Origin of the sequence: Streptomyces sp. NPDC006655 (genome assembly GCF_040703965.1) — a bacterium.
Taxonomy (GTDB): domain Bacteria; phylum Actinomycetota; class Actinomycetes; order Streptomycetales; family Streptomycetaceae; genus Streptomyces.
Genome location: NZ_JBEYJU010000060.1, coordinates 1 through 22,462, shown reverse-complemented (window position 1 = coordinate 22,462; position 22,462 = coordinate 1). Strand labels below are relative to the sequence as shown.

The window sequence follows — 22,462 nt, the reverse complement described above, 5'->3', positions numbered from 1 at the left end:
GCCTCGGTGTGGGTGGTCACGGCAGGGCTCCTTGTCTTCGAGGTCTTCCCCGGGGGCTTCAGGACCGGCGGACCGTCGCCGAGCGGGCCAGCGCGGTCAGCGCGCCGGCGGCCGGAGCGGGTACGTCCAGTTCGTGGAGGGCGTCGAGCGCTTCCGTGACCCGCGCGCCGATCATGTGCTCGATCCGGTCGGGTGATCCGAGCCGGCACATCACCGCGCGGACCGTGTCCAGGCCCTCCGCGTCCAGGTCACGGCTGCCGAGCAACGCCTCCAGCCGCTTCCGGTCGTCGTCGCGGGCGAGCCGCCAGGTCTCCGCCAGCAGCGCCGTGGGCCGGTGGCCGCGCACGTCGTCGGCGTTGGCCTTGCCTGTGTGTTCCGGTGCCCCGAACAGCCCGAGAAGGTCGTCGCGGAGCTGGAACGCCTCACCCAGCGGCAGCCCGTACGCGGAGAACCCCGCGCGCAGCCGCTCGCCGGCTCCGGCCAGGGCGCCGCCGATCAACAGAGGCTGCTCGACGGTGTACTTGGCGGTCTTGTAACGGATCACCTTCAGCGAGGCGGCGGTGTCCGGACCGACCCCGGTGCGCAGGATCTCCAGGCACTCGCCCGCGATCAGGTCCCGGGCCAGCATCGACCACAGGGGGCGGGCCCGGGCGAGGTAGGCGGCGGGCAGTCCGCAGGTCGCGAAGAGCTGCCCGGCCAGCGACATCAGCAGATCGCCCACGAGCATCGCCAGCGACCGCGCGGTCTCGTCGGCGTGCGGACGGTCCGTCACGGCGGCGCGCAGGGCGATGTGCGGGGTGGGGCGGCCGTGGCGCAGCGGGCTGTCGTCGATGAGGTCGTCGTGCACGACGGCCGCGGCGTGCACCAGCTCCATGGAGGCCGCCGCCCGCACCAGCGCGTCGCTGTCCGGCTGGCCGACCGCGCGCCAGCCCCAGTAGCAGAACGCCGCCCGCAGCCGTTTGCCGTCCGTGACCGCCGCTTCCAGCTGCTCGGCCACCGGGGCCAGGAGCGGGTCGATCGCCGCGAACAGATCGGCCTCCTGGGCGACGAAGCGGCGCAGTACGTCGTCGACGCGGCTCTTGAAGGCGCCCGGATCCCAGCGGTCAGTCATCGTGGGCGGCCCGCCGGGCGAGGGCGTGCCGGGCGAGGACCTCCAGATGGGCCGGGGGGACGGCCGTGTACCGGTCCAGGACCAGTCGGCCCCGTGCGGCGAGATCGTGCTCGGCCTCCGCTGCCAGCGCCCCGGCGTCCGAGCGCCGCAGCAGTCCCCGCACCATCCCCCACGCGGTACCCAGGGTGCTCACCGCAAGGTCCGCCAGTCCCGCAGCCAGCAGCACGGCCTGCTCGTCCAGGCCACGTCGTCCCGTCTCACGTGTCATGCGCTCTCCCACTCATGGCACACAGGGCGGCGCCGTCCACCGGCCGCCTCTTCGAGCATCGCGCCGCGACGGGCACGGCCATGCGGAAACTCACGAGTGGGTGACTCCTTCGCCAGGCAGTGCGGGCCGCGGGCGGGACAGGGCCTCGGAAGCCGTCCGTGGGGGGCGGGTGAGTGCCGTGCGGGGAAGTGCGGGAGTGCCGTGTGGTGCGCTTGACACGAAAATCGAACATCCATTCTCATGGAAGCTCCGGCACGGCTCACGACGGGGAATCCAGCGGCATTTCAGCATGGTTTCGACAGATATGTCCCCGAGTTGTCCACAGGCCGGACCGACGTCGGGGCGCATTGTCAGTGGCAGGCGTTAGCGTCTTTGACGTGAAGCGATCGACTCAAGCAAACCGGGTGGAACCCATGGCAGGAACCGACCGCGAGAAGGCGCTCGACGCCGCGCTCGCACAGATTGAACGGCAGTTCGGCAAGGGCGCCGTCATGCGCATGGGCGAGCGGGCGAAGGAGCCCATCGAGGTCATCTCGACCGGCTCGACCGCGCTCGACGTCGCCCTCGGTGTCGGCGGCCTGCCGCGTGGCCGCGTCGTGGAGATCTACGGCCCGGAGTCCTCCGGAAAGACGACCCTGACCCTGCACGCCGTGGCCAACGCCCAGAAGGCCGGCGGCCAGGTCGCGTTCGTGGACGCGGAGCACGCCCTCGACCCCGAGTACGCCAAGAAGCTCGGCGTCGACATCGACAACCTGATCCTCTCCCAGCCGGACAACGGCGAGCAGGCCCTGGAGATCGTGGACATGCTGGTCCGCTCCGGCGCCCTCGACCTCATCGTCATCGACTCCGTCGCCGCGCTCGTGCCGCGCGCGGAGATCGAGGGCGAGATGGGCGACAGCCACGTCGGTCTGCAGGCCCGTCTGATGAGCCAGGCGCTGCGGAAGATCACCAGCGCGCTCAACCAGTCCAAGACCACCGCGATCTTCATCAACCAGCTCCGCGAGAAGATCGGCGTGATGTTCGGCTCCCCGGAGACCACGACCGGTGGCCGCGCGCTGAAGTTCTACGCCTCGGTGCGTATCGACATCCGCCGCATCGAGACCCTCAAGGACGGCACCGAGGCGGTTGGCAACCGCACCCGTGTGAAGGTCGTCAAGAACAAGGTCGCACCGCCCTTCAAGCAGGCCGAGTTCGACATCCTCTACGGTCAGGGCATCAGCCGCGAGGGCGGCCTGATCGACATGGGCGTGGAGCACGGGTTCGTCCGCAAGGCCGGCGCCTGGTACACGTACGAGGGCGACCAGCTCGGCCAGGGCAAGGAGAACGCCCGCAACTTCCTCAAGGACAACCCCGACCTGGCCAACGAGATCGAGAAGAAGATCAAGGAGAAGCTGGGCGTAGGGGTCCGCCCGGAGGAGCCCGCCGCCGAGCCGGGCGCCGACGCGGCGGTCACCACCGCGGCCGCGGACGACACGGCGAAGACGGTGCCCGCCCCGGCCGCCGCCAAGGTCACCAAGCCCAAGGCCACCGCCGCCAAGAGCTGACGCCGTGACACGACGAACCGACTGGGCCGACCACGAGTACACGTCCCCCGGTGCCCCGCGGGGGAGGGGCACCGGGGGCCACCCGGGCTCCACCGGGGACGGCGAAGAGGCCCACGGCACAGGCGGGTACGGGGGTGAGAGCGCATCCGACGGTCCGGACGGACACCGCGGTCATGGGACACCCGGCCGTGGCGCGCGGAAGCCCGGGACGCGCCGTCGGCGCGGCTTCGGGGAACCGTCCGGTGAGGACGGGGGCTCCTCCTCCTCGTCGAGGGCCGAGCAGGGGGAGCCCCCAGCGGACCCGGCGGAGCGGGCGCGGGCGATCTGTCTGCGCCTGCTCACCGGGACCCCGCGCACCCGCAAACAGCTCGCGGACGCCCTGCGCAAGCGGGAGATCCCGGACGACGTCGCCGCAGAGGTGCTGTCGCGGTTCGAGGAGGTCGGGCTGATCAACGACAGCGCGTTCGCCGACGCCTGGGTGGAGTCCCGGCACCACGGCCGGGGTCTGGCCCGGCGCGCCCTCGCCAGGGAACTGCGCACCAAGGGCGTCGACTCCGCGCTCATCGACGACGCCGTCGGCCGACTCGACTCCGAACAGGAGGAGGAGACGGCCCGCGAACTCGTCGCCCGCAAACTCCGCGCCACCCGGGGACTCGACCGCGACAGGCGCATCCGCCGCCTCGCCGGCATGCTCGCCCGCAAGGGGTATCCCGAGGGCATGGCGCTCAGAGTCGTCCGGCAGGCCCTGGAAGAGGAGGGCGAGGACACGGAGTTCCTGGCCGGCGACGACTTCTGACGGGCGGCCGGATCCCGGAGGTGCGTGCCGACGGGGGGGGTAACCCCCGGCGAAGACGCCGGACCACCGCAGTGCCCTGGACCCCCCGGGTGAACGACGGTGTACGCCATGATGCTGCGCTACGCACTCAAGACCGTCCGCGCCCGCAAGGCCGCCTTCCTCGGTGCCTTTCTCGCCCTGCTGTGCGCGGCCGCGCTGATCTCGGCCTGCGGCACCCTCCTCGACACCGGACTGCGCGGCACGATCCGTACCGAGCGCTACGCGGCGGCGCCCGTCGTGGTCTCCGCCGACCAGTACGTCCACCGGACCACCGTCAAGCACAAGCACGGCAAGACCAAGGTCAAGCACAAGGCGAAACCCATCGCCGAACGTGCCTGGCTGCCGGCGGACCTGGCCACCCGGATCGCCCGCACGCCCGGTGTCGCCCGGGTCGTGCCCGAACTGACCTTCCTCGCACAGCCCTCGACCCCGGCCGGCACGGGCGGCCGTACCGCCTACGGCCACGCCTGGGAGTCCGCCGCGCTCACCCCGTACCGGCTGGTCACCGGTACCGCCCCGCGGGCCGCCACCGACCTGGTCGTCGACCGCGACCTCGCCGCCCGTGCCGGGCTGCGGCCCGGCGACCTGCTCACCGTGCAGTCGACGCAGAGCCCGCGCGCCTACCGGATCACCGGAATCGCCGCCCCGGCCACGGACGTGCGCCACCAGACGTCCCTCTTCTTCTCCGCTGCCGAGGCCCGCAGACTGGCCGCGCACCCCGGGCAGGTCACCGCCTTCGGTGTGCTGCCCGCGCAGGGCACCGACCCGGGCCGGCTGGAGCAGGCCGTGAAGCGGGCGCTGGCCGGCACCACCGCCCAGGTCTCCACCGGGGACGCGCGCGGCCCGGTGGAGTTCCTCGACGCTGCCGCCGCCAGGGTCCGGCTGGTCAGCATGGGCGCCGCCATGGGCGGTACCTCGCTGCTCGTGGCGATCCTGGTGGTCGTCGGCACCTTCGCGCTCACCGTCCAGCAACGCCACCGCGAACTCGCCCTGCTGCGCGCCATCGCCGCCACCCCCGGGCAGATCCGCCGGCTGCTGGGTCGGGAGGCGCTGGTCGTCGGCGCCCTGGCCGGCGCCCTGGGCGCACTCCTCGGCCTGCCCGTCGGGGCCTGGCTGCAGAGCAGGTTCGTCGCCCTGGGCGCCATACCCGCCACGCTTCAGCACACCACCGGTGTCTTCCCGCCGTTCGCCGCCCTCGCCGCGACCCTGGCCGGTGCCTGGGGGGCCGCCCGGATCGCCTCCCGGCGGATCAGCCGGATCCGGCCGACCGAGGCGCTGGCCGAGTCCAGGGTCGAGCCCGCCCGGCCCGCCCCGGGACGGATCACCGCCGGTCTGCTGCTGCTCGCCGGCGGAGCCGCCCTCGTCGTCCTGCTCACCTCCCTGCGCACCGAGCCCGCGTCGACTCCCGTCACCTTCCTCGCCGTCGTGGTCCTCGCCACCTCCGTCGCACTGCTCGGCCCGCTGCTGGTCAGGGCGGCCGCGCTGCTGTTCGCCGGCCCCCTGCGCCTCACCGGTCACGGCGGCCGGCTCGCCACCGCCAACCTGCGCGGCAACGCCGCCCGGATGGCGTCCGTCGTCACCCCCCTCACCCTGCTCGTCGGCATGACCTGCACCGTGCTGTTCGTCCAGTCGACCCTCGCCGACGCCGCCCGCGCCCAGAGCCGCGCCGGAGTCACCGCCGACTGGGTCGTCGCCGCCCGGGGACCGGGCGTACCGGCCGAGGCGGCACGGAGGTTGCGCGCCCCGCACGACGCCGTCACCGAAGTGGTCCGCACGACCGTCCGCATCGGACTCGACAAGTACCCGGCCCAGGGCGTCACCCCGCAGGGGATCACCCGCACCTGGGACCCCGAGGTCACCGCCGGCTCCCTCAGCCGGCTCACCGGCCGCACCGTCGCGGTCAGCGAGCTGGCCGCCGGACAGCACCACCTGAGGCCCGGCAGTACCCTGCGCCTCACCCTCGGCGACGGCACGCCCGCCACGCTCACCGTCGCCGCCGTCTACACCCGGGGTCTCGGCTTCGGCGACCTCACCTTCGCCCACGACCTCGTCGCACACCACGTGGACAACCCGCTCGCCTCCTCCGTCCTGGTCAGCACCGCCCGTACACAAGCACAACTCGCGACTACGCTCCGTGAGTTCCCGGGGCTCGACATTCTTTCGCCAGCCGAGGCGGACTCCCGCCAGGCCGACCGGCAGCAGGACAACGCCGAGGTCAATTACCTCGCCATGGGGCTGGTGCTGGTCTTCACCGCCATCGCCGTGGTCAACACGCTCGCCATGTCGGTCACCGACCGCGTCCGTGAGTTCGCCCTGCTCAGGCTGGCCGGCGCGACCCGCCGCCAGGTGCTGCGGATGCTGCGCACGGAGGTGCTCGCGGTGCTGACAATGGCCACGGCGCTCGGCAGCGGCATCGCGCTCGCCGTACTGACCGCGTTCAGCCTCGGCATGACGGGACGGGCCGCGCCGACGGTCACGCCGTTGCTGTACGTGACCGTCGTCGCGACCGCCGCGCTGCTCGCCATGGTGGCCGCGGCCCTGCCCGGGCGGGTGGCGCTACGGGTGCCGGCGGTGATCGTGGCGACGGCGAAGGACTAGGGCGACAACACGCCCGAGGCCCGCCCGTCGCTCAGTGGCCGCCGGGGGCGTTCCAGTCGACGAGTTGGACGATGACGCCGTTGGGGTCGGTGACCTGGAAGGCGCGCTCGCCCCACGGCTCCTCGCGCAGCGGCATGGTGATCGTGACGCCCTCGGCGGTCAGGCGGGCCAGTTCGGCTTCCAGATTGTCGACCACGAAGGCGAGGATCACCCCGTCGGCGTGGTCCTCGCGCTGGTCCGCGGGGAGCGAGGCGAGACCCCTGCGCAGGTAGATGACGTTCATCCCCGCGTCGTCGCGGGTCAGGGAGGCGAAACCGTCGGCGGCCAGCTCCTCGCGGAATCCGAAGTGGTCGATGAGGAACGCGCTGGACGCCGTGACGTCGTCGACGTTCAGGGACACGGCGGAGGCGGTGATCGACACGAGGACTCCTTGATTCCGGAAGGTAATCCAACCATCTCTGTACGCAGTACACTGTACTGCGTACAGAGATGATTGTGGGGGAGGATGTCCGAATGTCCCTCCACCGCAGCAGCGCCGGTGATCCGGCCCGTTCCCTGGAACTGCTCTGGCGTGTCCCCACCGCCCCGCGGCGCGGTCCGCAGCAGCGGCTCGACGTCGACCGGGTGGTCGCCGTCGCCATCGCACTGGCGGACGCCGAGGGCCTGGACGCGCTGACCATGCGGCGCGTCGCCCAGCAGCTGGGAGTGGTCCCCATGACGCTCTACACCTATGTGCCGGGCAAGGCCGAGCTGCTGGACCTCATGCTGGACACCGTCTACCTCCGGATGCCCCGGACCGACACCGCCGGACGCCCGTGGCGGGCTCGACTGACCGCCGTCGCGGAGGAGAACCGGGCGCTGTTCGAGGCGCACCCGTGGGCGGCGGCGATCTCCACCGGGCGGCCGCCGCTGGGCCCGGGGATGATGGCCAAGTACGAACACGAACTGTCGGCGCTGGACGGACTCGGACTCGACGACGTCGAGTTGGATGCGGCCCTGACGTTCCTGCTCACCTTCGTCCAGGCCAACGCCAGGTCGGCGGCGGAGGCCCAAGCTGCACGGCGGGACAGCGCGATGGACGAGGAACAGTGGTGGGCGGCCAACGCCCCCCTGCTGGCGAAGGTTCTCGACCCGCGTGCCTACCCCACCGCCGCGCGGGTGGGCACGGCGGCGGGCTCGGCGCACGGCGCCGCGTACAGCCCCGCGCATGCCTGGGAGTTCGGTCTCGGGCGTGTGCTCGACGGGCTCGCCGTGCTCGTCGAGGGCCGCGGGGACGCCGCCCGGAACGGAACACCGTAGGGCGGCACCGCAGTGCGGCCGGGCGTACGGCGGTCGGGTCGCTAGCGGGTGACCGGGAGCCCCGCGGCCTTCCAGGCCTGGAAGCCGCCGATCAGGTCGGTCGCGCGGTGCAGGCCGAGTTGGTGCAGGGAGGCGGCGGCCAGGCTGGAGGCGTAGCCCTCGTTGCAGATCACGACGATGCGCAGGTCGTGACCGGTGGCCTCAGGGATCTTGTGACTGCCCTGGGGGTCCAGGCGCCACTCCAGTTCGTTGCGCTCGATGACGAGGGCGCCCGGGATCAGCCCGTCGCGTTCCCGCAGCGCCGCGTACCGGATGTCCACGAGCAGCGCTTCGCCGACCTGGGCCTCGTCGTGCGCCTCCTGCGCCTCGGCGCGCCGGTAGCCGGTCCGTACCCGCTCCAGCAACTCGTCTATCCCGAGCGGTTGCTCTTCCGGGCCGCTCACTGCCAGTCCTCCGGGCGCTCGACCTGCTCCAGGCGCAGCACCTGGCCGCTGCGGCTGTAGCGGCGGATCCGGGGCAGCGGCGGGTAGTAGGCGTGGACGGAGATCGCGTGGTGCTCGGTCGACTCGTTGAGCACCTCGTGGACGTGGTCGCGCCCGAACGAGCGGCCCTTTCCGGCCGGCAGCCGGCGCTCGCGGTCGACGCCCTCGGAGAGCTCCAGGGTGCGCCAGCCGTCGGTGGGCAGCCGGGTGGCGAGCGAGTGCTCCTTGAGCTCACCGGCCGCCGTGAGGAAGGCACCGACCGACTCGGCGTGGTCGTGCCAGCCGGTGCCGGTGCCGGGCGGCCAGCCGATCAGCCAGGCCTCGCTGCCGCCGGGGCCGTCGAGCCGGATCCAGGTGCGGCCCTCGGGGTCCAGCGGAAGTGAGGCGATCAGCTCGGCGTCGGTGGCCGTACGCCGGACGAAGTCGAGGAGGTCCGCCTGGGTGGGCGCGTCGAGGGGCGCGGCGGAAGCGGAAACGGAGGAGGGAAGGGAGGCAGACACGTGCACCGTTCCTGATGAGAGTTCGCAGAACAGGGCGCAGACGGCGCCCGGAGAGAAAGGGAGATGCGAAGTCAGCAGGACGGAAGACACACGCAGCCCGCATAGCGGACCAGGTCCACATGGACCTTCCGCCACAGGCGCACAGTCGTGTCGTTCACGATGCGGAGTACACCATGCCGGTGCGGGCCGGTCAACTCACTGTCACATGGTGGACCGCAGCGTGACCGCGGTCACCGCGCGGTGGAACCGGCCCGGGTGTCGGCCTCCGTCTCCGTCCTCTCCCTCTCGGTCCTCTCCTGTTCCGGCCTGTCCTTGTCCTTGCCGCCCAGAGTCGCCTCGGCGGCCGAGTACAGATCGGCCGGCCGGACCCCGTTGAGGGCCGTGACCAGGTGACCGTCGGGGCGCACGAGCAGCACGGTGTGCGCCGGCGCGCCCGGGTAGGCCTCGGCGACCAGCAGCTCGGCCGGGTGCGGCAGCGCGGTCACGGCCGCCGCGAGCCGGGGCATGATCCCGGCGGAGACCCAGTGCTTGCGGTCCCACACCCCCGTGCCGGGCGCGACGAGGACCACCAGCAGCGCACCGCGGCCCAGCCGCGAACGCAGCGGTACGAAGGTCCCGTCCTCCGCCGTGACCCGGACATCGGTGACCGGGGCGCCCGGCGGGGTGTCGACCGGGATCTCGTGCTCCAGCTGCCGGGGCGCGAGAGGCGAGTCGGCGTACGCCCCCGGCGCACCGAGCGCGCCGTGTCCCAGGTGACCGTCGGTGAGGAGCGCGTCGTGCCCCCGGGACGCGCCCGGCACGAACCCGCGCAACCCCCCGCCGCCGCGCAGCACCGGCAGGACCTGGTCGGCGGCGCGCAGCCGGGCCGCGACCGCCGTGCGGCGCTCGGTCTGGTAGCTGTCCAGCAGGGCCTCGTGCGGGCCGTGGTGCCAGGCCGGGGCCAGCTTCCAGGCGAGGTTGTCGACGTCGCGCAGTCCCTCGTCCAGCCCGTGCGTGCCGAGCGCGCCGAGCAGGTGGGCCGCGTCCCCGGCGACGAACACCCGGCCCACCCGCCACCGGCGGGCGAGCCGGTGGTGCACGGTGTGGACCCCGGTGTCCAGCAGGTCGTACGGCGGTGTGGTGCCGCCCGTCCAGCCCGCGAGCGTCTCGCGGATCCGGTTGACGAGGAGTTCGGGCGTCACCAGGTCCTTGCCGGGCGGCAGCAGCCAGTCCAGGCGCCAGACGCCGTCCGGGAGGGGGCGGGCGGTCACCTCCCCGGCCGAGGGCCCGGACATCCGCCACGGCGGTGTCCGATGGAGCAACGCCTGACCCGGCCACGGAAGTTCCGCGCGCAGCGCGGCGACCGCGTGCCGCTCCACCGCGGTGCGGCCCGGGAAGCGGATGTCCAGGAGCTTGCGCACGGTCGACCGCGGTCCGTCGCAGCCGACCAGGTAGCTGCCGCGCCACCAGGTGCCCCTGGGGCCACGGGTGTGCGCGGTGACGCCGGAGCGTTCCTGCTCGACGCTGTCGAGGCGGCTGTCGGTGGCGACCTTGACCAGTGGTTCGTCGGCGATCGCGGTGCGCAGGGCGTTCGTCAGCACGTGCTGGGCGATGTGCAGCGGTGACGGCTCGGTGGCGTCGTCGAAGAGCACCTCGCGCATCACCTGCCGGCGGCGCATCGACCGCCAGCCGGTCCAGCGGGCCCCCAGCTCGTCCAGCGGGGCCCCGCTCAGCCGTGTCATCAGGGCGGCGGTGTCCTCGGGCAGCACCACGGTGCGCGCCGGCCGGGACTCGTCCTTGCCCGGCCCCTCGTCCAGCACGACGGACGGCACTTCCTGACGGGCCAGCGCCAGGGCGAGCGTGAGCCCGACGGGCCCCGCTCCGACGATGATCACCGGGTCCACGGCGCGGCGCCCCCTGCCCGTACGCAAGTCCCGGCGGACATGGATGAACAGATTGTTGGAGCAGGGTGCACGATCACAGAACGTATGCAACAGACTGGGCGCCAGCGGGTCAAGCGGCGCACCCGGGGACACGTCAGCATGGCGGGCGCGCTGACCCCGTCACGGGGCCGCGCACGCCTGGGGCGGCGATCGTACGACCGCCGCCCTCGGGTGTGTCATGTGGGTTGACCGGGCGTCAGGCGGACGCTCCCGAGCCGAAGCCGCCGCCCACCTCGGCCGCGTTCAGGTCGTCGACGTCCTCGGCGCCCAGGACCGCGCCGGTGCCGCGCTTGCTGCGCCGCAGCCGGGCCTCGAGCCAGGACGCGAACGTGGTGAGTGCGAGGTTCAGCAGGATGAAGATGACCGCGACGACGACGAAGCTGGGGATGACGTTGGCGTAGTTGGCGGCCAGCGTGCCGCGTGCCGTGAGCAGCTCCGTGAACTGGAGCATCACTCCGCCCAGTGCGGTGTCCTTCACGATCACCACGAGCTGGCTGACGATGGCGGGCAGCATCACGGTGACCGCCTGCGGCAGCAGGATGCCGGTCATCGTCTGTCCCTTGCGCAGCCCGATCGCGTACGCCGCCTCGGTCTGCCCCTTCGGCAGGGCGAGGACGCCCGCCCGTACGACCTCGGCGAGCACCGAGGCGTTGTAGAGCACCAGGCCGGTGACGACCGCGTACAGCGGCCTCTCGTCGCTGCCGACGTCGGTGGAGCGAACGAAGAACTCGTTCGCGAACAGCATCAGCAGCAGCACCGGGATGGAGCGGAAGAACTCCACGACCCAGCTCGCCGGGATCCGCACCCACGCGTGGTCGGACATCCGGGCTATGCCGAAGAGCGCGCCCAGCGGCAGGGCGATCACCATGGCGAGCGCCGCCGCCTTGAGGGTGTTGCCGAGGCCCGGCAGCAGATACGTGGTCCACGCCTCGGAGGTGGTGAACGGCTGCCACAGGGCCCACTTCAGCTGGCCCTTGTCGTCCAGCTTCTGCCAGACCCACCACACCAGCAGGGCGAGGAGCAGCAGGAAGAGCACGGAGAGCAGCGCGTTGCGCCGCTTGGCGCGGGGCCCGGGGGTGTCGTACAGGACCGAGCTCATCGCTTCACCGCCAGGCGCTTGGCGAGCCAGCCGAGGAACAGGCCGGTCGGGAGGGTCAGGACCACGAAACCGAAGGCGAAGACCGCGCCGATGGCCAGCGTCTGGGCCTCGTTCTCGATCATCGTCTTCATCAGGGCGGCGGCCTCGGCGACGCTGATCGCCGCGGCCACCGTGGTGTTCTTGGTGAGCGCGATCAGGACGTTGGCCAGCGGGCCGATCACCGCGCGGAAGGCCTGCGGCAGCACGATGATCCGCAGGGTCTGGAAGAAGTTCAGCCCGATCGCGCGGGCCGCCTCGGCCTGCCCCACGGGCACGGTGTTGATGCCGGAGCGGAGTGCCTCGCAGACGAAGGCCGCGGTGTAGGCGGTCAGACCGAGCACCGCGAGGCGGAAGCCCTGGGCCTTGAAGTCCTGGGTGCCGAGCGTGACGCCGAAGATGTCGGCGAGGCCGAGCGACGTGAAGATGATGATGACCGTCAGGGGGATGTTCCGGACGATGTTGACGTAGGCGGTGCCGAAGCCGCGCATCAGCGGGACCGGGCTGACCCGCATCGCGGCCAGCAGGGTGCCCCAGACCAGGGAGCCGACGGCGGAGAGGACGGTCAGTTCCACCGTCGTCCAGAACGCCCCTAGGACGTCGTAGCCTTGAAGAAAGTCGAACACGATTTCCCGCGCTTCCGGGTGTGTGGCGTACGTGGAGGGCATGGCGCGCCGCCGCCGGGGAAGCGGTGGCCGCGGCGCGCCCGAGGAACCGTGCGAGGGCCTGCTGCCGGATCCCCGCGTCGGCGGAGGCCCGCGATCCGCGCGGGACTCCGCCGTGCGTGGCGCCTTACTTGACGATGACGCCGACCTTCGGGGCGGGCTCGTTCTTGTAGTCGGCCGGGCCGAAGTTCTTGTCGACGGCCTTCTGCCAGGAGCCGTCGGAGACCATCTTCTCCAGCGCCTTGTTGATCTTGTCGACGGTCGCGGAGTCGCCCTTCTTGACGCCGATGCCGTAGTTCTCGTTGCTCAGCTTCAAGCCGGCGAGCTTGAACTGGCCCTTGTACTTGTCCTGCGAAGCGAAGCCCGCGAGGATCGAGTCGTCCGTGGTCACGGCGTCGACGGCGCCGCTCTGCAGGCCCGCGATGCACTCCGAGTAGGTGCCGACCTCCTTGAGGTTCGCCTTCGGGGCGATCGTCTTCTGGAGGTTCTGCGCCGAGGTCGAACCGGTCACGGAACACAGCTTCTTGCCGTTGAGGTCTGTGCCCTTGGAGATGGTCGAGTCCTTCTTGACCAGCAGGTCCTGATGGGCCAGCAGGTACGGGCCGGCGAAGTCCACCTTCGCCTTGCGCTCGTCGGTGATCGAGTAGGTGGCCGCGATGAACTTCACGTCACCGCGCGCGAGGGCGTTCTCCCGGTCGGCGCTCTTGGTCTGCACGAACTCGATCTGGTTCGGCTTGTAGCCGAGCTGGCCGGCGACGTACGTGGCCACGTCCACGTCGAAGCCCGAGAAGGAGCCGTCGGGGTTCTGCAGGCCCAGACCGGGCTGGTCGTACTTGATGCCGACCTTGATCTTGTCGCCGCCCGACGAACCGCTGTCCTTCTTGTCGCCGCCGCACGCGGTGGCGGACACGGCGAGGGCGAGCACGGCGGCCGAGACGGCGGTGACCTTGCGGAGCTGCATGATGAACGTCCTTAAGAAGTGATGAGAGGTTGCTGGATCGCCGTGCGGGTCAGTGGTGCAGGATCTTCGACAGGAAGTCCTTGGCGCGGTCGCTGCGCGGGTTGCTGAAGAACTGGTCGGGGGTGGCCTCTTCGACGATCCGGCCGTCGGCCATGAAGACCACCCGGTTCGCCGCGGAGCGGGCGAAGCCCATCTCGTGGGTGACCACGACCATCGTCATGCCGTCCCGGGCCAGCTGCTGCATGACCTCCAGGACCTCGTTGATCATCTCGGGGTCGAGGGCCGAGGTCGGCTCGTCGAAGAGCATCACCTTCGGGTCCATCGCCAGTGCCCGGGCGATGGCGACGCGCTGCTGCTGGCCGCCGGAGAGCTGTGCGGGGTACTTGTCGGCCTGGGTGCCCACGCCGACCCGGTCGAGCAGCGCGCGGGCCTTCTCCTCGGCCTGCTTCTTGTCCGTTCTGCGGACCTTGAGCTGCCCGAGCATCACGTTCTCGAGCACCGTCTTGTGCGCGAAGAGGTTGAAGGACTGGAAGACCATGCCGACGTCGGCGCGCAGCCGGGCCAGTTCCCTGCCCTCCTGGGGCAGCGGCCTGCCGTCGATGGTGATCGTTCCGGAGTCGATGGTCTCCAGGCGGTTGATGGTGCGGCACAGGGTGGACTTGCCGGACCCGGAGGGGCCGATCACCACGACGACCTCACCGCGATCGATCGTCAGTTCGATGTCCTGGAGCACGTGCAACGCGCCGAAGTGCTTGTTGACGCTCTTCAGGACGACCAGTTCGCCGGTCGCGGCCTTGTCTTCCTCGGCCACCGATACTTCGGTCATCGCTATCGGGCTCCGTCCTCCTCGGTTTCGGAGGAATGTAATGAGGGCGCATGACCAGCGTCATTACATCTGAGCGAGATCTGAGCATCACGATCCGATAGCATTCGGACACATGTCGTAGCAGGGTCGACCCGGCCGTATATCGGCCGCGTAACGGAACCCGCCCACCGCCGGAACCCACTTGACGCCGCCCGCGTCCATCAGCGTGACTGCCCTGATGCACGCACGCGTGCGGGTACGTTCACTGCAGCCGGAGGGGGCCGGGATGAGACTGCTGCTCGTCGAGGACGACAACCACGTCGCCGCCGCACTCTCCGCGGTCCTGGCCCGGCACGGATTCTCCGTCACCCACGCGCGCAGCGGCGAGGAGGCGCTCAAGGCCCTCGTACCCGACAGCGACGCCTACGACGTCGTCCTGCTCGACCTCGGCCTGCCCGACCAGGACGGCTACGAGGTCTGCGGCAAGATCCGCAAGCGCACCGGCACCCCGGTGATCATGGTGACCGCCCGCTCCGACGTCCGCTCCCGCATCCACGGCCTCAACCTCGGCGCCGACGACTACGTGGTGAAGCCGTACGACACCGGGGAACTGCTCGCCCGGATCCACGCCGTCAGCCGGCGCACCCATCACGACGAGAGTCAGGCCGACGGCGACGGCGACAGCGCGCTGCGGCTCGGCCCGGTCCGTATCGAACTGCCCACCCGCCAGGTCAGCGTGGACGGCACGGTCGTCCAGCTCACCCGCAAGGAGTTCGACCTGCTGGCACTGCTCGCCCAGCGGCCCGGCGTGGTGTTCCGCCGGGAGCAGATCATCAGCGAGGTGTGGCGCACCAGCTGGGAGGGGACCGGTCGCACCCTGGAGGTCCATGTCGCCTCCCTGCGCGCCAAGCTGCGCATGCCCGCCCTCATCGAGACGGTACGCGGCGTCGGCTACCGGCTCGTCGCCCCGGCCGCATAGCGGGGACCGGTGCGCACACGTCTCCTCCCGCTGCTCATCGTCCTGCTGGCGGCCGTGCTGCTCGCGCTCGGCGTCCCACTCGCCGTCAGCACCGCCTCCGCCCAGCAGCAGAAGGTCGTCGTCGACCGGATCGACGACACCGCGCGGTTCGCGGCCCTGGCCCAGTTCGTCACCGACGCGCCCACCACCGCCCGCCCCATGCGCACCGACGACCGGCTGGAGACCCTGCGCCGCGAACTCGCCAGCTACTACGGCGTCTACGGCATCCGCGCGGGCGTCTTCTACCGCAACGCGTCCTCCATGGCCAACGCCCCCGACGACTGGGTGCTGCCGACGACGGGCGAGGTCAGGGAAGCGTTCGACGAGGCGCTGCTCAGCCGTCGCAGCCACGACCCCGCGCAGGTGTGGCCCTGGCAGCGCACCCGGCTGGTGGTGGCCTCCCCGGTCATCCGGGACGGCGACGTCGTCGCCGTCGTGGTCACCGACTCGCCCACCGGCCCGATGCGCTCGCGCACCCTGCGCGGCTGGCTGTTCATCGGCGCCGGCGAGTTCGCCGCGATGCTGCTCGCCCTCGGCGCCGCGCTCAGGCTGACCGGCTGGGTGCTGCGACCGGTACGGATCCTGGACGCCACCACCCACGCGATCGCCAGCGGACGGCTGAAGTCCCGGGTCGCGGCGGCCGGCGGCCCGCCGGAACTCAGACGGCTGGCCCGGGCGTTCAACGAGATGGCGGACAACGTCGAGGACGTGCTGGAACAGCAGCGGGCGTTCGTCGCCGACGCGTCCCACCAACTGCGCAACCCACTCGCCGCACTGCTGCTCCGCATCGAACTGCTCGCCCTCGAACTCCCCGAGGACAACGAGGAGATCGCCTCCGTCCGCACCGAGGGCAAACGGCTCGCCCAGGTCCTGGATGACCTGCTCGACCTGGCGCTGGCCGAGCACGCCGAGGCGGACCTGATGCTGACCGACGTGGGGCAACTGACCCGGGAGCGGGTCGCCGCGTGGGCGCCGGCCGCCGCGGCGAAGGGCGTCCGGCTGGCCGGTGACTGCCCGCCGGCCACCGGGTGGGCCGACCCCGTCACGCTGTCCAGCGCACTGGACGCGGTGATCGACAACGCGGTGAAGTTCACGCCGGAGGGAGGCGTGGTCGAGGTCGCCGTGGCCGTCGACGGCGGGGCCGCGAAGGTCGTGGTCACCGACACGGGGCCAGGGCTCACCGACGAGGAACTCGCGCGCGTGGGGGACCGGTTCTGGCGCAGCGGACGGCACCAGAACGTGAAGGGGTCGGGGCTGGGGCTGTCGATCACCCGGGCGCTGCTCGCGGCAGGCGGGGGTTCGCTGTCGTACGAGCACCACGAGCCACGGGGGCTGCGGGTGACCGTTTCGGTGCCGCGGGCGGAGTGAGGCGCACGTCGGACGCAGCCCCACGGCCCCGAGAGCGCCGGGGCGCTCCCCTCAGGGTTTCACCGAGCGGTAGTAGCGGCGTGCGCCCTCCTGCAGGGGCAGCGGGTCCGTGTAGATCGCGGTCCGCAGGTCCACCAGTTGGGCGGAGTGGACGTGGTTGCCGATGTCGTCCCGGCTCTTGATCACCGTGCGGGTCACCCACTCCGTGAGGCGCGGGTCCATGTCCTTGCGGGTGATCAGGACGTTGGACACCGCGATCGTCGCCACCGGGGTGTTCTCCTGCACGGACGGGTAGGCCGACTCGGGCATGTTGGTCGCCCGGTAGTAGAGCGCGGCCTCGCCCTCGGAGTGCAGCCTGGTGACGAGGTTCCCGTCGATCGGGACGAACGTGAACGGGAACCGCTTCGCGAGGTCCACGAGTCCCTTGGTCGGCAGCCCGCCCGACCAGAAGAACGCGTCGATCTTTCCCTGCCGCAGCTGTTCGGGGCCGGTGTCTATGCCGTCGGACACCGGGACGATGTCCTTCGCCGGATCGATGCCGGCGGCCTTGAGCACCCGGTTGGCGATGAGCCGTACACCGGAGTTGGGCAGTCCGATCGCGACCCGCCTGTGCCGCAGTTGCGCGACGTCGGTGATGCCCGAGTCACGCGCCACGACGAGCTGGACGTAGTCGTCGTAGAGCCTTGCCACGCCGCGCAGCCGGCCGGCGCCCCTGCCGTCGTTCAGTTCGTACGTCTTCACCGCGTCGGCCGCCGCGATGGTGAAGTCGGCCTGGCCGGTGGCCACTCGGCGTACGTTCTCGTACGAGCCGGCGCTCTGCACCAGTTTCACCTTCAGCCGGGGCATGTCCTTGCCCAGCTCGGTGCGCAGCCGCTCGCCGTAGTCCTGGTAGACCCCTGCCAGGGTGCCGGTGCTGAAGGTGATCGTCCCGGTCGGTGGCTCCTCGCCGAGCGGCAGCAGCCACCACAGCAGCAGCCCGAACACGACGGCGCCGGCGGCCGCGCCCTGGAGCGCGCGGCGCCTGCCGATACGGGGGAACACCTTGGACATGCGGGCGATCCTGCCAGCCGGCCACCGTCCTGACCAGGCCCGCGGGAACCGGTGACCTGACGGCGGCCAGGGAACCGGCGGCGGACCGGGACTGTCAGAGGCGGACGCTAGAGTCGTCCGCATGACCAGCCACACCCCGGCCGACACTCCGACCGGCGCCTCGCCCGCCCGGCTCGTCAGGGAGTTCCACCGCGCCTTCGGCCTGGACGCCCGCACCACTCCGACCGAGGTGTCTCCCGAACTGGCCGCGCACCGGGGGGAGCTGCTCGCCGAGGAAGCTGCGGAGGTCGCCGAGGTCGCGGTCGGCGGACCGCTGGACCGGCTCGCGCACGAACTGGCCGACGTCGTCTACGTGGCGTACGGCACGGCACTGGTGCACGGGATCGACCTCGACGCGGTGCTCGCCGAGATCCACCGTTCGAACATGAGCAAGCTGGGCCCGGACGGGCAGGTCGCCCGACGGGCCGACGGCAAGGTCCTCAAGGGCGAGCACTACCGGGCCCCGGACGTCTCGGCGGTGCTGCGCAGCCAGGGCTGGACCCCGGCCGACCAGCACTGACCGCAACACGCCCTAAGGCCGGCCGCCGACCTGGCCGAGCCGTACGTTCCAGCGGCCGGGGCCGCCCGTGACCTCCGTCGCCGTCAGCGGCGGCACGTCCACGCGCCAGAACGCGGTCTCGGGCGCCCCCAGCGCGTGCAGCACCACGGCCCGGACCACCTCCGGCTCGACCACGGCGACGGTTCTGCCCGCCGTCCCGCCGGCGGTCTCCAGCCACGCGGTGACCCGCGCGCAGAACTCCCGTACCGATTCACCCCCGTGCGGTGCGGCCCCCGGCTCGGACAGCCACCGGACCAGCGCCTGCGGCTCGGCGGCACCGACCTCCTCCAGCGTCCGCCCCCGCCAGCGCCCGGCGTCCAGGCCCGCCAGCGCGGGCTCCACCGAGGCGTCCAGGCCCAGCGCGGCGGCCGTCTCACGGCAGCGCACGCTGGGCGAGCTGACCGCGCGTCCGGCGGCGGGCAGGGCCAGAGCCACCGCCCCGGGGTTCTCGATCGAGTCACCGTCGTCGAAGCGGGCCCGCCGCAGCGAAGGAGTGATCGCCGGGGCGACGAGGACGACTCGGCAGGTCACGGGACGGATGCTCCTCAGTGGTTCGGGCGGACGCCGGACGCCGGACGCCGGACGCCGGACGCCCACGACAGTATGCCGTCGGTGCCTCCGGCAGGTCCGGCGCCGGAGCGGTGTCAGTGCCGGCTGACAGACTGGCGGGTGTGGACAACCAACGCCGTGAACTGGCCGCACGCTTCGTCGAACTGCACCGGGAGGGCTGCTTCCTGCTGCCCAACGCCTGGGACGCGGGAAGCGCCCGTGTCCTGGAGTCGGCCGGGTTCCCGGCCGTGGCCACCACCAGCGCGGGCGTGGCCTTCTCCCTGGGCCGCCCGGACCATGCCTACGGCGGCGACCGGGTCGACCGCGACACGATGATGGGCCGCATCGGTGAGATCGCCGCGGAGCTGCGCGTCCCGGTGAGCGCGGACCTGGAGGACGGCTTCGGCCAGGCGCCCGACACCGTGGCCGAGACGATCGCGCTGACCCTGGGGGCCGGGGCCGCGGGCGGCAACATCGAGGACTTCACCGGCGACCGCTCCCGCCCGCTGTACGACCCGGAACTCTCGGCCGACCGCATCCGTGCCGCGCGCCAGGTCGTCGACGCGGCCGGCGAGCCGTTCGTCCTGGTCGGCCGCACCGACGTGCTGCTGACCGGCGGCCCGCTCGCGGAGGCCGTCCGCCGGGCCAACGCCTACCTCGCGGCGGGCGCGGACTGCGCGTTCGTGCCGGGCGCGGCCGACGCGGCGACGATCGGCACCCTGGTGAAGGAGATCGACGGGCCGCTGAACGTGGTCATGGGGCTGACGGGCGGCGACCTGTCGCTGGCCGAACTGCGTGAACTCGGAGTGCGCCGGGTCACGGTGGGCGGCAGCATCGCGCGGGCGATGTACGCGCACCTGCTGGGCGCGGCACGGGAGCTGGCGGAGCGGGGCACCTTCTCGTACGCCGAAGCCCAGCTCCCGCAGTCGGACCTGAACGAACTCTTCCGGAGATGACCGGGCCCGTCCGGAGATGACGGAACGGACGGCCCGGACGACTCCGGACCGACGTCGGCGGCTCCCGGACGGCGGTGCCGTTGGTGTCGGCGGCCGCCGGCAGCCGCCATGCCGGCTGCTCCGGACGCCGGCCGCGGCCGAGGCCCGCGGTCCCGGACGGCCCCCCGCCCGGGACCGCCTACCCTTGACGCATGACCAGCAGCAGCGACCGGAGCCCGGTAGTGGACGTTCAGGCACCCAAGACCTACGAAGTGCGCACTTACGGGTGCCAGATGAACGTCCACGACTCCGAGCGATTGTCCGGACTGCTGGAGGAGGCCGGATACGTGCGCGCGCCCGAGGGGGCGGACGGGGACGCCGACGTGGTGGTCTTCAACACGTGCGCCGTGCGGGAGAACGCCGACAACCGGCTGTACGGCAACCTCGGCAGGCTCGCGCCGAGGAAGGCGGACCGGCCCGGGATGCAGATCGCGGTCGGCGGCTGCCTCGCGCAGAAGGACCGCGACACCATCGTGAAGAAGGCCCCCTGGGTCGACGTGGTCTTCGGCACCCACAACATCGGCCAGCTGCCGGTGCTGCTGGAGCGGGCCCGCGTCCAGCAGGAGGCGCAGGTCGAGATCGCCGAGTCGCTGGAGGCGTTCCCCTCCACCCTGCCGACCCGGCGCGAGAGCGCCTACGCCGCCTGGGTCTCGATCTCCGTCGGCTGCAACAACACCTGCACCTTCTGCATCGTCCCGGCCCTGCGCGGCAAGGAGAAGGACCGCCGCACCGGCGACATCCTCGCCGAGATCGAGGCACTGGTGGCCGAGGGCGTCAGCGAGATCACGCTGCTCGGGCAGAACGTCAACGCGTACGGCTCCGACATCGGCGACCGCGAGGCGTTCAGCAAGCTGCTGCGGGCCTGCGGCACCATCGAGGGCCTGGAGCGGGTGCGGTTCACGTCCCCGCACCCCCGTGACTTCACCGACGACGTCATCGCCGCCATGGCCGAGACGCCGAACGTGATGCCCCAGCTCCACATGCCGCTCCAGTCCGGCTCGGACACCGTCCTGAAGGCCATGCGCCGCTCCTACCGGCAGGAGCGCTACCTCGGCATCATCGAGAAGGTCCGCGCCGCCATCCCGCACGCCGCGATCACCACCGACATCATCGTGGGCTTCCCCGGCGAGACCGAGGCGGACTTCGAGCAGACCCTGCACGTCGTCCGCGAGGCACGCTTCACCCAGGCCTTCACGTTCCAGTACTCCAAGCGCCCCGGCACCCCGGCCGCCACCATGGAGGGCCAGATCCCCAAGGAGGTCGTCCAGGCGCGTTACGAGCGTCTCGTCGCCCTCCAGGAGGAGATCTCCTGGGACGAGAACAAGAAGCAGGTCGGCCGCACCCTGGAGCTGATGGTCGCCGAGGGTGAGGGCCGCAAGGACGGCGCCACCCACCGGCTCTCCGGCCGCGCCCCCGACAACCGGCTGGTCCACTTCACCAAGCCGGACCAGGAGGTCCGCCCCGGCGACGTCGTCACGGTCGAGATCACCTACGCCGCCCCGCACCACCTCCTGGCCGAGGGCCCGACGCTCGGCGTACGGCGCACCCGCGCGGGCGACGCCTGGGAGAAGCGGAACGCGGCGGAGGCGGCCCGACCGGCGGGTGTGATGCTGGGCCTCCCGAAGATCGGGGTACCGGAGCCGTTGCCGGCGGCGACGGGAGGCTGCGCGGCGCACTGAGCGCGTATCGGGTCGTCGTCCTGCGCCAGAAACGCCGGCAGATCCACCGGATGGGGGACGGGGACACCGCCGGTTCCGGGCACGGGCGGAGCCTGAACCCCGTGGAGCGAGCGCAGGCGGCGCCTGAACCGCGCGGACCGGGCGCACGTGGGGCCTGAGCCGCGTCGCCCGGAAGTAGGCTGCCGTCCATGCTTGCCGCAGCCGCCGTCTGCCCCTGCCCGCCGCTCCTCGTCCCCGAGGTCGCGGCGGGCGCCGCGCCCGAGCTGGACGCGGTCCGCGCCGCCTGTGCCGACGCGCTCGGCGTGCTCGCCGCGGCCCGCCCCGACCTGCTGCTGGTCATCGGCCCCGCGGAGCAGTCCGGTCGCGGCGTGTTCCCCCAGGGCAGCCGGGGCACCTTCCGCGGCTACGGCGTCGGGATCGACGTACACCTGGGAGCCACCGGCCGGCCGGCGGGCGGACGGGCCGGCGAGGGGACGGGCGGGGAGCGGGAACTGCCCGGCTCGCTCGCCGTCGGAGCCTGGCTGCTGGAGCGGTACGGGTGGGCCGGCGCCCCGGTCGAGGCGCTCGGTGTCGGCGAGCCGCTGGAGACGGAGCGGTGCGTCGCGACCGGCCGGGAACTCGCCGGCCGGGCCGCCCGGGTGGCGATGCTGGTCATGGGCGACGCCAGCGCCTGCCGCACCCTCAAAGCACCCGGTTACCTCGACGAGCGCGCCGCCCCCTTCGACGCCGAGGCCGCCCGGGCGCTCGGCACGGCCGACCTGGCGGCGATCAGGGAACTCGACGCCGGACTGGCCCACCGGCTCAAGGTCTCCGGCCGTGCGCCCTGGCAGGTCCTCGCCGGCGCCGCCGAGCACGCGGACCTCGCCGGTGAACTGCTCCACGAGGGCGCCCCGTACGGAGTCTGCTACCTGGTGGCCACCTGGTCCTGACGCGCCCGTGGCACGGCGGACGGACGGGAGCCCGGTGACTCCCGTCCCGGCAAGCTGTGCGGTGGCCGTGGTCGGCACGGCCGGGCGCGGTTCCGACGCCGCCTCGCTCCGCAGCAGTGCCATGAGACCTGTGGCCGCCGCCGCGGCCACC

General features: G+C 72.2%; 23 protein-coding genes. 10 read left to right on the top strand and 13 right to left on the bottom strand.

Translation table 11 applies throughout. The features are described 5' to 3' along the window. Positions 1–58: 58 nt before the first annotated feature. A complete protein-coding gene (locus AB0958_RS29345) occupies positions 59–1,111 on the bottom strand; it encodes a polyprenyl synthetase family protein (RefSeq protein ID WP_366893496.1) in 1,053 nt (350 codons plus the stop codon). Continuing rightward, the gene (locus AB0958_RS29340) at positions 1,104–1,379 is read right to left on the bottom strand and encodes a polyprenyl synthetase (protein WP_366893495.1); all 276 of its coding nucleotides are present in this window, start codon (positions 1,377–1,379) and stop codon (positions 1,104–1,106) included. Before AB0958_RS29340 ends, AB0958_RS29345 begins: the two co-directional genes overlap by 8 nt. A gap of 413 nt (positions 1,380–1,792) precedes the next feature. On the opposite strand from AB0958_RS29340, the gene recA reads away from it, so the two are divergent. The 3 genes from recA to AB0958_RS29325 all read left to right on the top strand — a co-directional run bounded on the left by recA (position 1,793) and on the right by AB0958_RS29325 (position 6,356). Continuing rightward, entirely contained in the window at positions 1,793–2,923 is a 1,131-nt protein-coding gene (gene recA / locus AB0958_RS29335) for a recombinase RecA (RefSeq protein WP_366893494.1), read from the top strand. A 4-nt stretch (positions 2,924–2,927) separates the two neighbouring features. Then, on the top strand, positions 2,928–3,719 hold the full coding sequence (recX, locus tag AB0958_RS29330) for a recombination regulator RecX (RefSeq protein ID WP_366893493.1): 792 nt from the start codon (positions 2,928–2,930) through the stop codon (positions 3,717–3,719). Between the two features lie 108 nt (positions 3,720–3,827). After that, on the top strand, positions 3,828–6,356 hold the full coding sequence (locus AB0958_RS29325; protein ID WP_366893492.1) for an FtsX-like permease family protein: 2,529 nt from the start codon (positions 3,828–3,830) through the stop codon (positions 6,354–6,356). Between the two features lie 31 nt (positions 6,357–6,387). Here the strand turns inward: AB0958_RS29325 and AB0958_RS29320 are convergent, their stop codons facing one another. After that, on the bottom strand, positions 6,388–6,777 hold the full coding sequence (locus AB0958_RS29320; RefSeq protein ID WP_366893491.1) for a VOC family protein: 390 nt from the start codon (positions 6,775–6,777) through the stop codon (positions 6,388–6,390). Between the two features lie 92 nt (positions 6,778–6,869). On the opposite strand from AB0958_RS29320, the gene AB0958_RS29315 reads away from it, so the two are divergent. After that, complete coding sequence (locus AB0958_RS29315; protein WP_366893490.1) at positions 6,870–7,655, top strand: TetR/AcrR family transcriptional regulator C-terminal domain-containing protein; 786 nt, start codon at positions 6,870–6,872, stop codon at positions 7,653–7,655. A 41-nt stretch (positions 7,656–7,696) separates the two neighbouring features. Here AB0958_RS29315 and AB0958_RS29310 read toward each other — a convergent pair whose 3' ends face one another. From AB0958_RS29310 to AB0958_RS29275, 8 genes are all read right to left on the bottom strand, one after another. Continuing rightward, positions 7,697–8,098, bottom strand: coding sequence for a rhodanese-like domain-containing protein (locus tag AB0958_RS29310; protein WP_366893489.1), 402 nt, complete (start codon positions 8,096–8,098; stop codon positions 7,697–7,699). Further along, positions 8,095–8,637: a cysteine dioxygenase gene (locus tag AB0958_RS29305; RefSeq protein ID WP_366893488.1), complete on the bottom strand. Its 543-nt coding sequence runs from the start codon at positions 8,635–8,637 to the stop codon at positions 8,095–8,097. Before AB0958_RS29305 ends, AB0958_RS29310 begins: the two co-directional genes overlap by 4 nt. A gap of 71 nt (positions 8,638–8,708) precedes the next feature. Next, on the bottom strand, positions 8,709–8,780 hold the full coding sequence (locus AB0958_RS29300) for a putative leader peptide (protein ID WP_311737274.1): 72 nt from the start codon (positions 8,778–8,780) through the stop codon (positions 8,709–8,711). Between the two features lie 87 nt (positions 8,781–8,867). Then, positions 8,868–10,520 (bottom strand): FAD-dependent monooxygenase, encoded by a 1,653-nt coding sequence (locus AB0958_RS29295; RefSeq protein WP_366893487.1) that lies wholly within the window; start codon positions 10,518–10,520, stop codon positions 8,868–8,870. Positions 10,521–10,755: 235 nt separating this feature from the next. After that, the gene (locus AB0958_RS29290) at positions 10,756–11,658 is read right to left on the bottom strand and encodes an amino acid ABC transporter permease (protein ID WP_366893486.1); all 903 of its coding nucleotides are present in this window, start codon (positions 11,656–11,658) and stop codon (positions 10,756–10,758) included. Beyond that, positions 11,655–12,320 carry an amino acid ABC transporter permease gene (locus tag AB0958_RS29285; protein ID WP_358979466.1) on the bottom strand — a complete coding sequence of 222 codons (666 nt, stop codon included), beginning with the start codon at positions 12,318–12,320 and terminating at the stop codon, positions 11,655–11,657. The genes AB0958_RS29290 and AB0958_RS29285 overlap by 4 nt, the downstream gene beginning before the upstream one ends. Before the next feature lie 166 nt (positions 12,321–12,486). Further along, entirely contained in the window at positions 12,487–13,320 is an 834-nt protein-coding gene (locus tag AB0958_RS29280; RefSeq protein WP_366893485.1) for a glutamate ABC transporter substrate-binding protein, read from the bottom strand. Between the two features lie 49 nt (positions 13,321–13,369). After that, positions 13,370–14,146 carry an amino acid ABC transporter ATP-binding protein gene (locus AB0958_RS29275; protein WP_366893484.1) on the bottom strand — a complete coding sequence of 259 codons (777 nt, stop codon included), beginning with the start codon at positions 14,144–14,146 and terminating at the stop codon, positions 13,370–13,372. Positions 14,147–14,411: 265 nt separating this feature from the next. Here AB0958_RS29275 and AB0958_RS29270 point away from each other — a divergent pair, with 265 nt between their 5' ends. Both AB0958_RS29270 and AB0958_RS29265 read left to right on the top strand, forming a co-directional pair. Beyond that, entirely contained in the window at positions 14,412–15,104 is a 693-nt protein-coding gene (locus AB0958_RS29270) for a response regulator transcription factor (RefSeq protein ID WP_366893483.1), read from the top strand. 9 nt (positions 15,105–15,113) lie between these two features. Next, positions 15,114–16,511 carry a HAMP domain-containing sensor histidine kinase gene (locus tag AB0958_RS29265; RefSeq protein WP_366893482.1) on the top strand — a complete coding sequence of 466 codons (1,398 nt, stop codon included), beginning with the start codon at positions 15,114–15,116 and terminating at the stop codon, positions 16,509–16,511. 51 nt (positions 16,512–16,562) lie between these two features. Here AB0958_RS29265 and AB0958_RS29260 read toward each other — a convergent pair whose 3' ends face one another. Then, positions 16,563–17,561 carry a TAXI family TRAP transporter solute-binding subunit gene (locus tag AB0958_RS29260; protein ID WP_366893481.1) on the bottom strand — a complete coding sequence of 333 codons (999 nt, stop codon included), beginning with the start codon at positions 17,559–17,561 and terminating at the stop codon, positions 16,563–16,565. Between the two features lie 121 nt (positions 17,562–17,682). On the opposite strand from AB0958_RS29260, the gene AB0958_RS29255 reads away from it, so the two are divergent. Continuing rightward, on the top strand, positions 17,683–18,120 hold the full coding sequence (locus AB0958_RS29255) for a MazG nucleotide pyrophosphohydrolase domain-containing protein (protein WP_366893480.1): 438 nt from the start codon (positions 17,683–17,685) through the stop codon (positions 18,118–18,120). A 12-nt stretch (positions 18,121–18,132) separates the two neighbouring features. Here AB0958_RS29255 and AB0958_RS29250 read toward each other — a convergent pair whose 3' ends face one another. Continuing rightward, positions 18,133–18,690, bottom strand: a complete 558-nt coding sequence (locus AB0958_RS29250; RefSeq protein WP_366893479.1) for a histidine phosphatase family protein — start codon at positions 18,688–18,690, stop codon at positions 18,133–18,135. A 140-nt stretch (positions 18,691–18,830) separates the two neighbouring features. On the opposite strand from AB0958_RS29250, the gene AB0958_RS29245 reads away from it, so the two are divergent. The 3 genes from AB0958_RS29245 (at position 18,831) to AB0958_RS29235 (ending at position 22,311) form a co-directional block, all read left to right on the top strand. After that, positions 18,831–19,664, top strand: coding sequence for an isocitrate lyase/phosphoenolpyruvate mutase family protein (locus AB0958_RS29245; RefSeq protein ID WP_366893478.1), 834 nt, complete (start codon positions 18,831–18,833; stop codon positions 19,662–19,664). Between the two features lie 191 nt (positions 19,665–19,855). Further along, positions 19,856–21,382 carry a tRNA (N6-isopentenyl adenosine(37)-C2)-methylthiotransferase MiaB gene (gene miaB / locus AB0958_RS29240; RefSeq protein ID WP_366893477.1) on the top strand — a complete coding sequence of 509 codons (1,527 nt, stop codon included), beginning with the start codon at positions 19,856–19,858 and terminating at the stop codon, positions 21,380–21,382. Positions 21,383–21,570: 188 nt separating this feature from the next. Beyond that, positions 21,571–22,311, top strand: coding sequence for a class III extradiol dioxygenase subunit B-like domain-containing protein (locus AB0958_RS29235; protein ID WP_366893476.1), 741 nt, complete (start codon positions 21,571–21,573; stop codon positions 22,309–22,311). Positions 22,312–22,462: the final 151 nt, after the last annotated feature.

Bases quoted from the DNA above. Each gene is read 5' to 3' on its own strand.
- AB0958_RS29345 (WP_366893496.1), bottom strand. From the start codon at position 1,111: ATGACTGACCGCTGGGATCCGGGCGCCTTCAAGAGCCGCGTCGACGAC.
- AB0958_RS29340 (WP_366893495.1), bottom strand. From the start codon at position 1,379: ATGACACGTGAGACGGGACGACGTGGCCTGGACGAGCAGGCCGTGCTG.
- recA (WP_366893494.1), top strand. From the start codon at position 1,793: ATGGCAGGAACCGACCGCGAGAAGGCGCTCGACGCCGCGCTCGCACAG.
- AB0958_RS29325 (WP_366893492.1), top strand. From the start codon at position 3,828: ATGATGCTGCGCTACGCACTCAAGACCGTCCGCGCCCGCAAGGCCGCC.
- AB0958_RS29315 (WP_366893490.1), top strand. From the start codon at position 6,870: ATGTCCCTCCACCGCAGCAGCGCCGGTGATCCGGCCCGTTCCCTGGAA.
- AB0958_RS29290 (WP_366893486.1), bottom strand. From the start codon at position 11,658: ATGAGCTCGGTCCTGTACGACACCCCCGGGCCCCGCGCCAAGCGGCGC.
- AB0958_RS29280 (WP_366893485.1), bottom strand. From the start codon at position 13,320: ATGCAGCTCCGCAAGGTCACCGCCGTCTCGGCCGCCGTGCTCGCCCTC.
- AB0958_RS29275 (WP_366893484.1), bottom strand. From the start codon at position 14,146: ATGACCGAAGTATCGGTGGCCGAGGAAGACAAGGCCGCGACCGGCGAA.
- AB0958_RS29270 (WP_366893483.1), top strand. From the start codon at position 14,412: ATGAGACTGCTGCTCGTCGAGGACGACAACCACGTCGCCGCCGCACTC.
- AB0958_RS29260 (WP_366893481.1), bottom strand. From the start codon at position 17,561: ATGTCCAAGGTGTTCCCCCGTATCGGCAGGCGCCGCGCGCTCCAGGGC.
- AB0958_RS29255 (WP_366893480.1), top strand. From the start codon at position 17,683: ATGACCAGCCACACCCCGGCCGACACTCCGACCGGCGCCTCGCCCGCC.
- miaB (WP_366893477.1), top strand. From the start codon at position 19,856: ATGACCAGCAGCAGCGACCGGAGCCCGGTAGTGGACGTTCAGGCACCC.
- AB0958_RS29235 (WP_366893476.1), top strand. From the start codon at position 21,571: ATGCTTGCCGCAGCCGCCGTCTGCCCCTGCCCGCCGCTCCTCGTCCCC.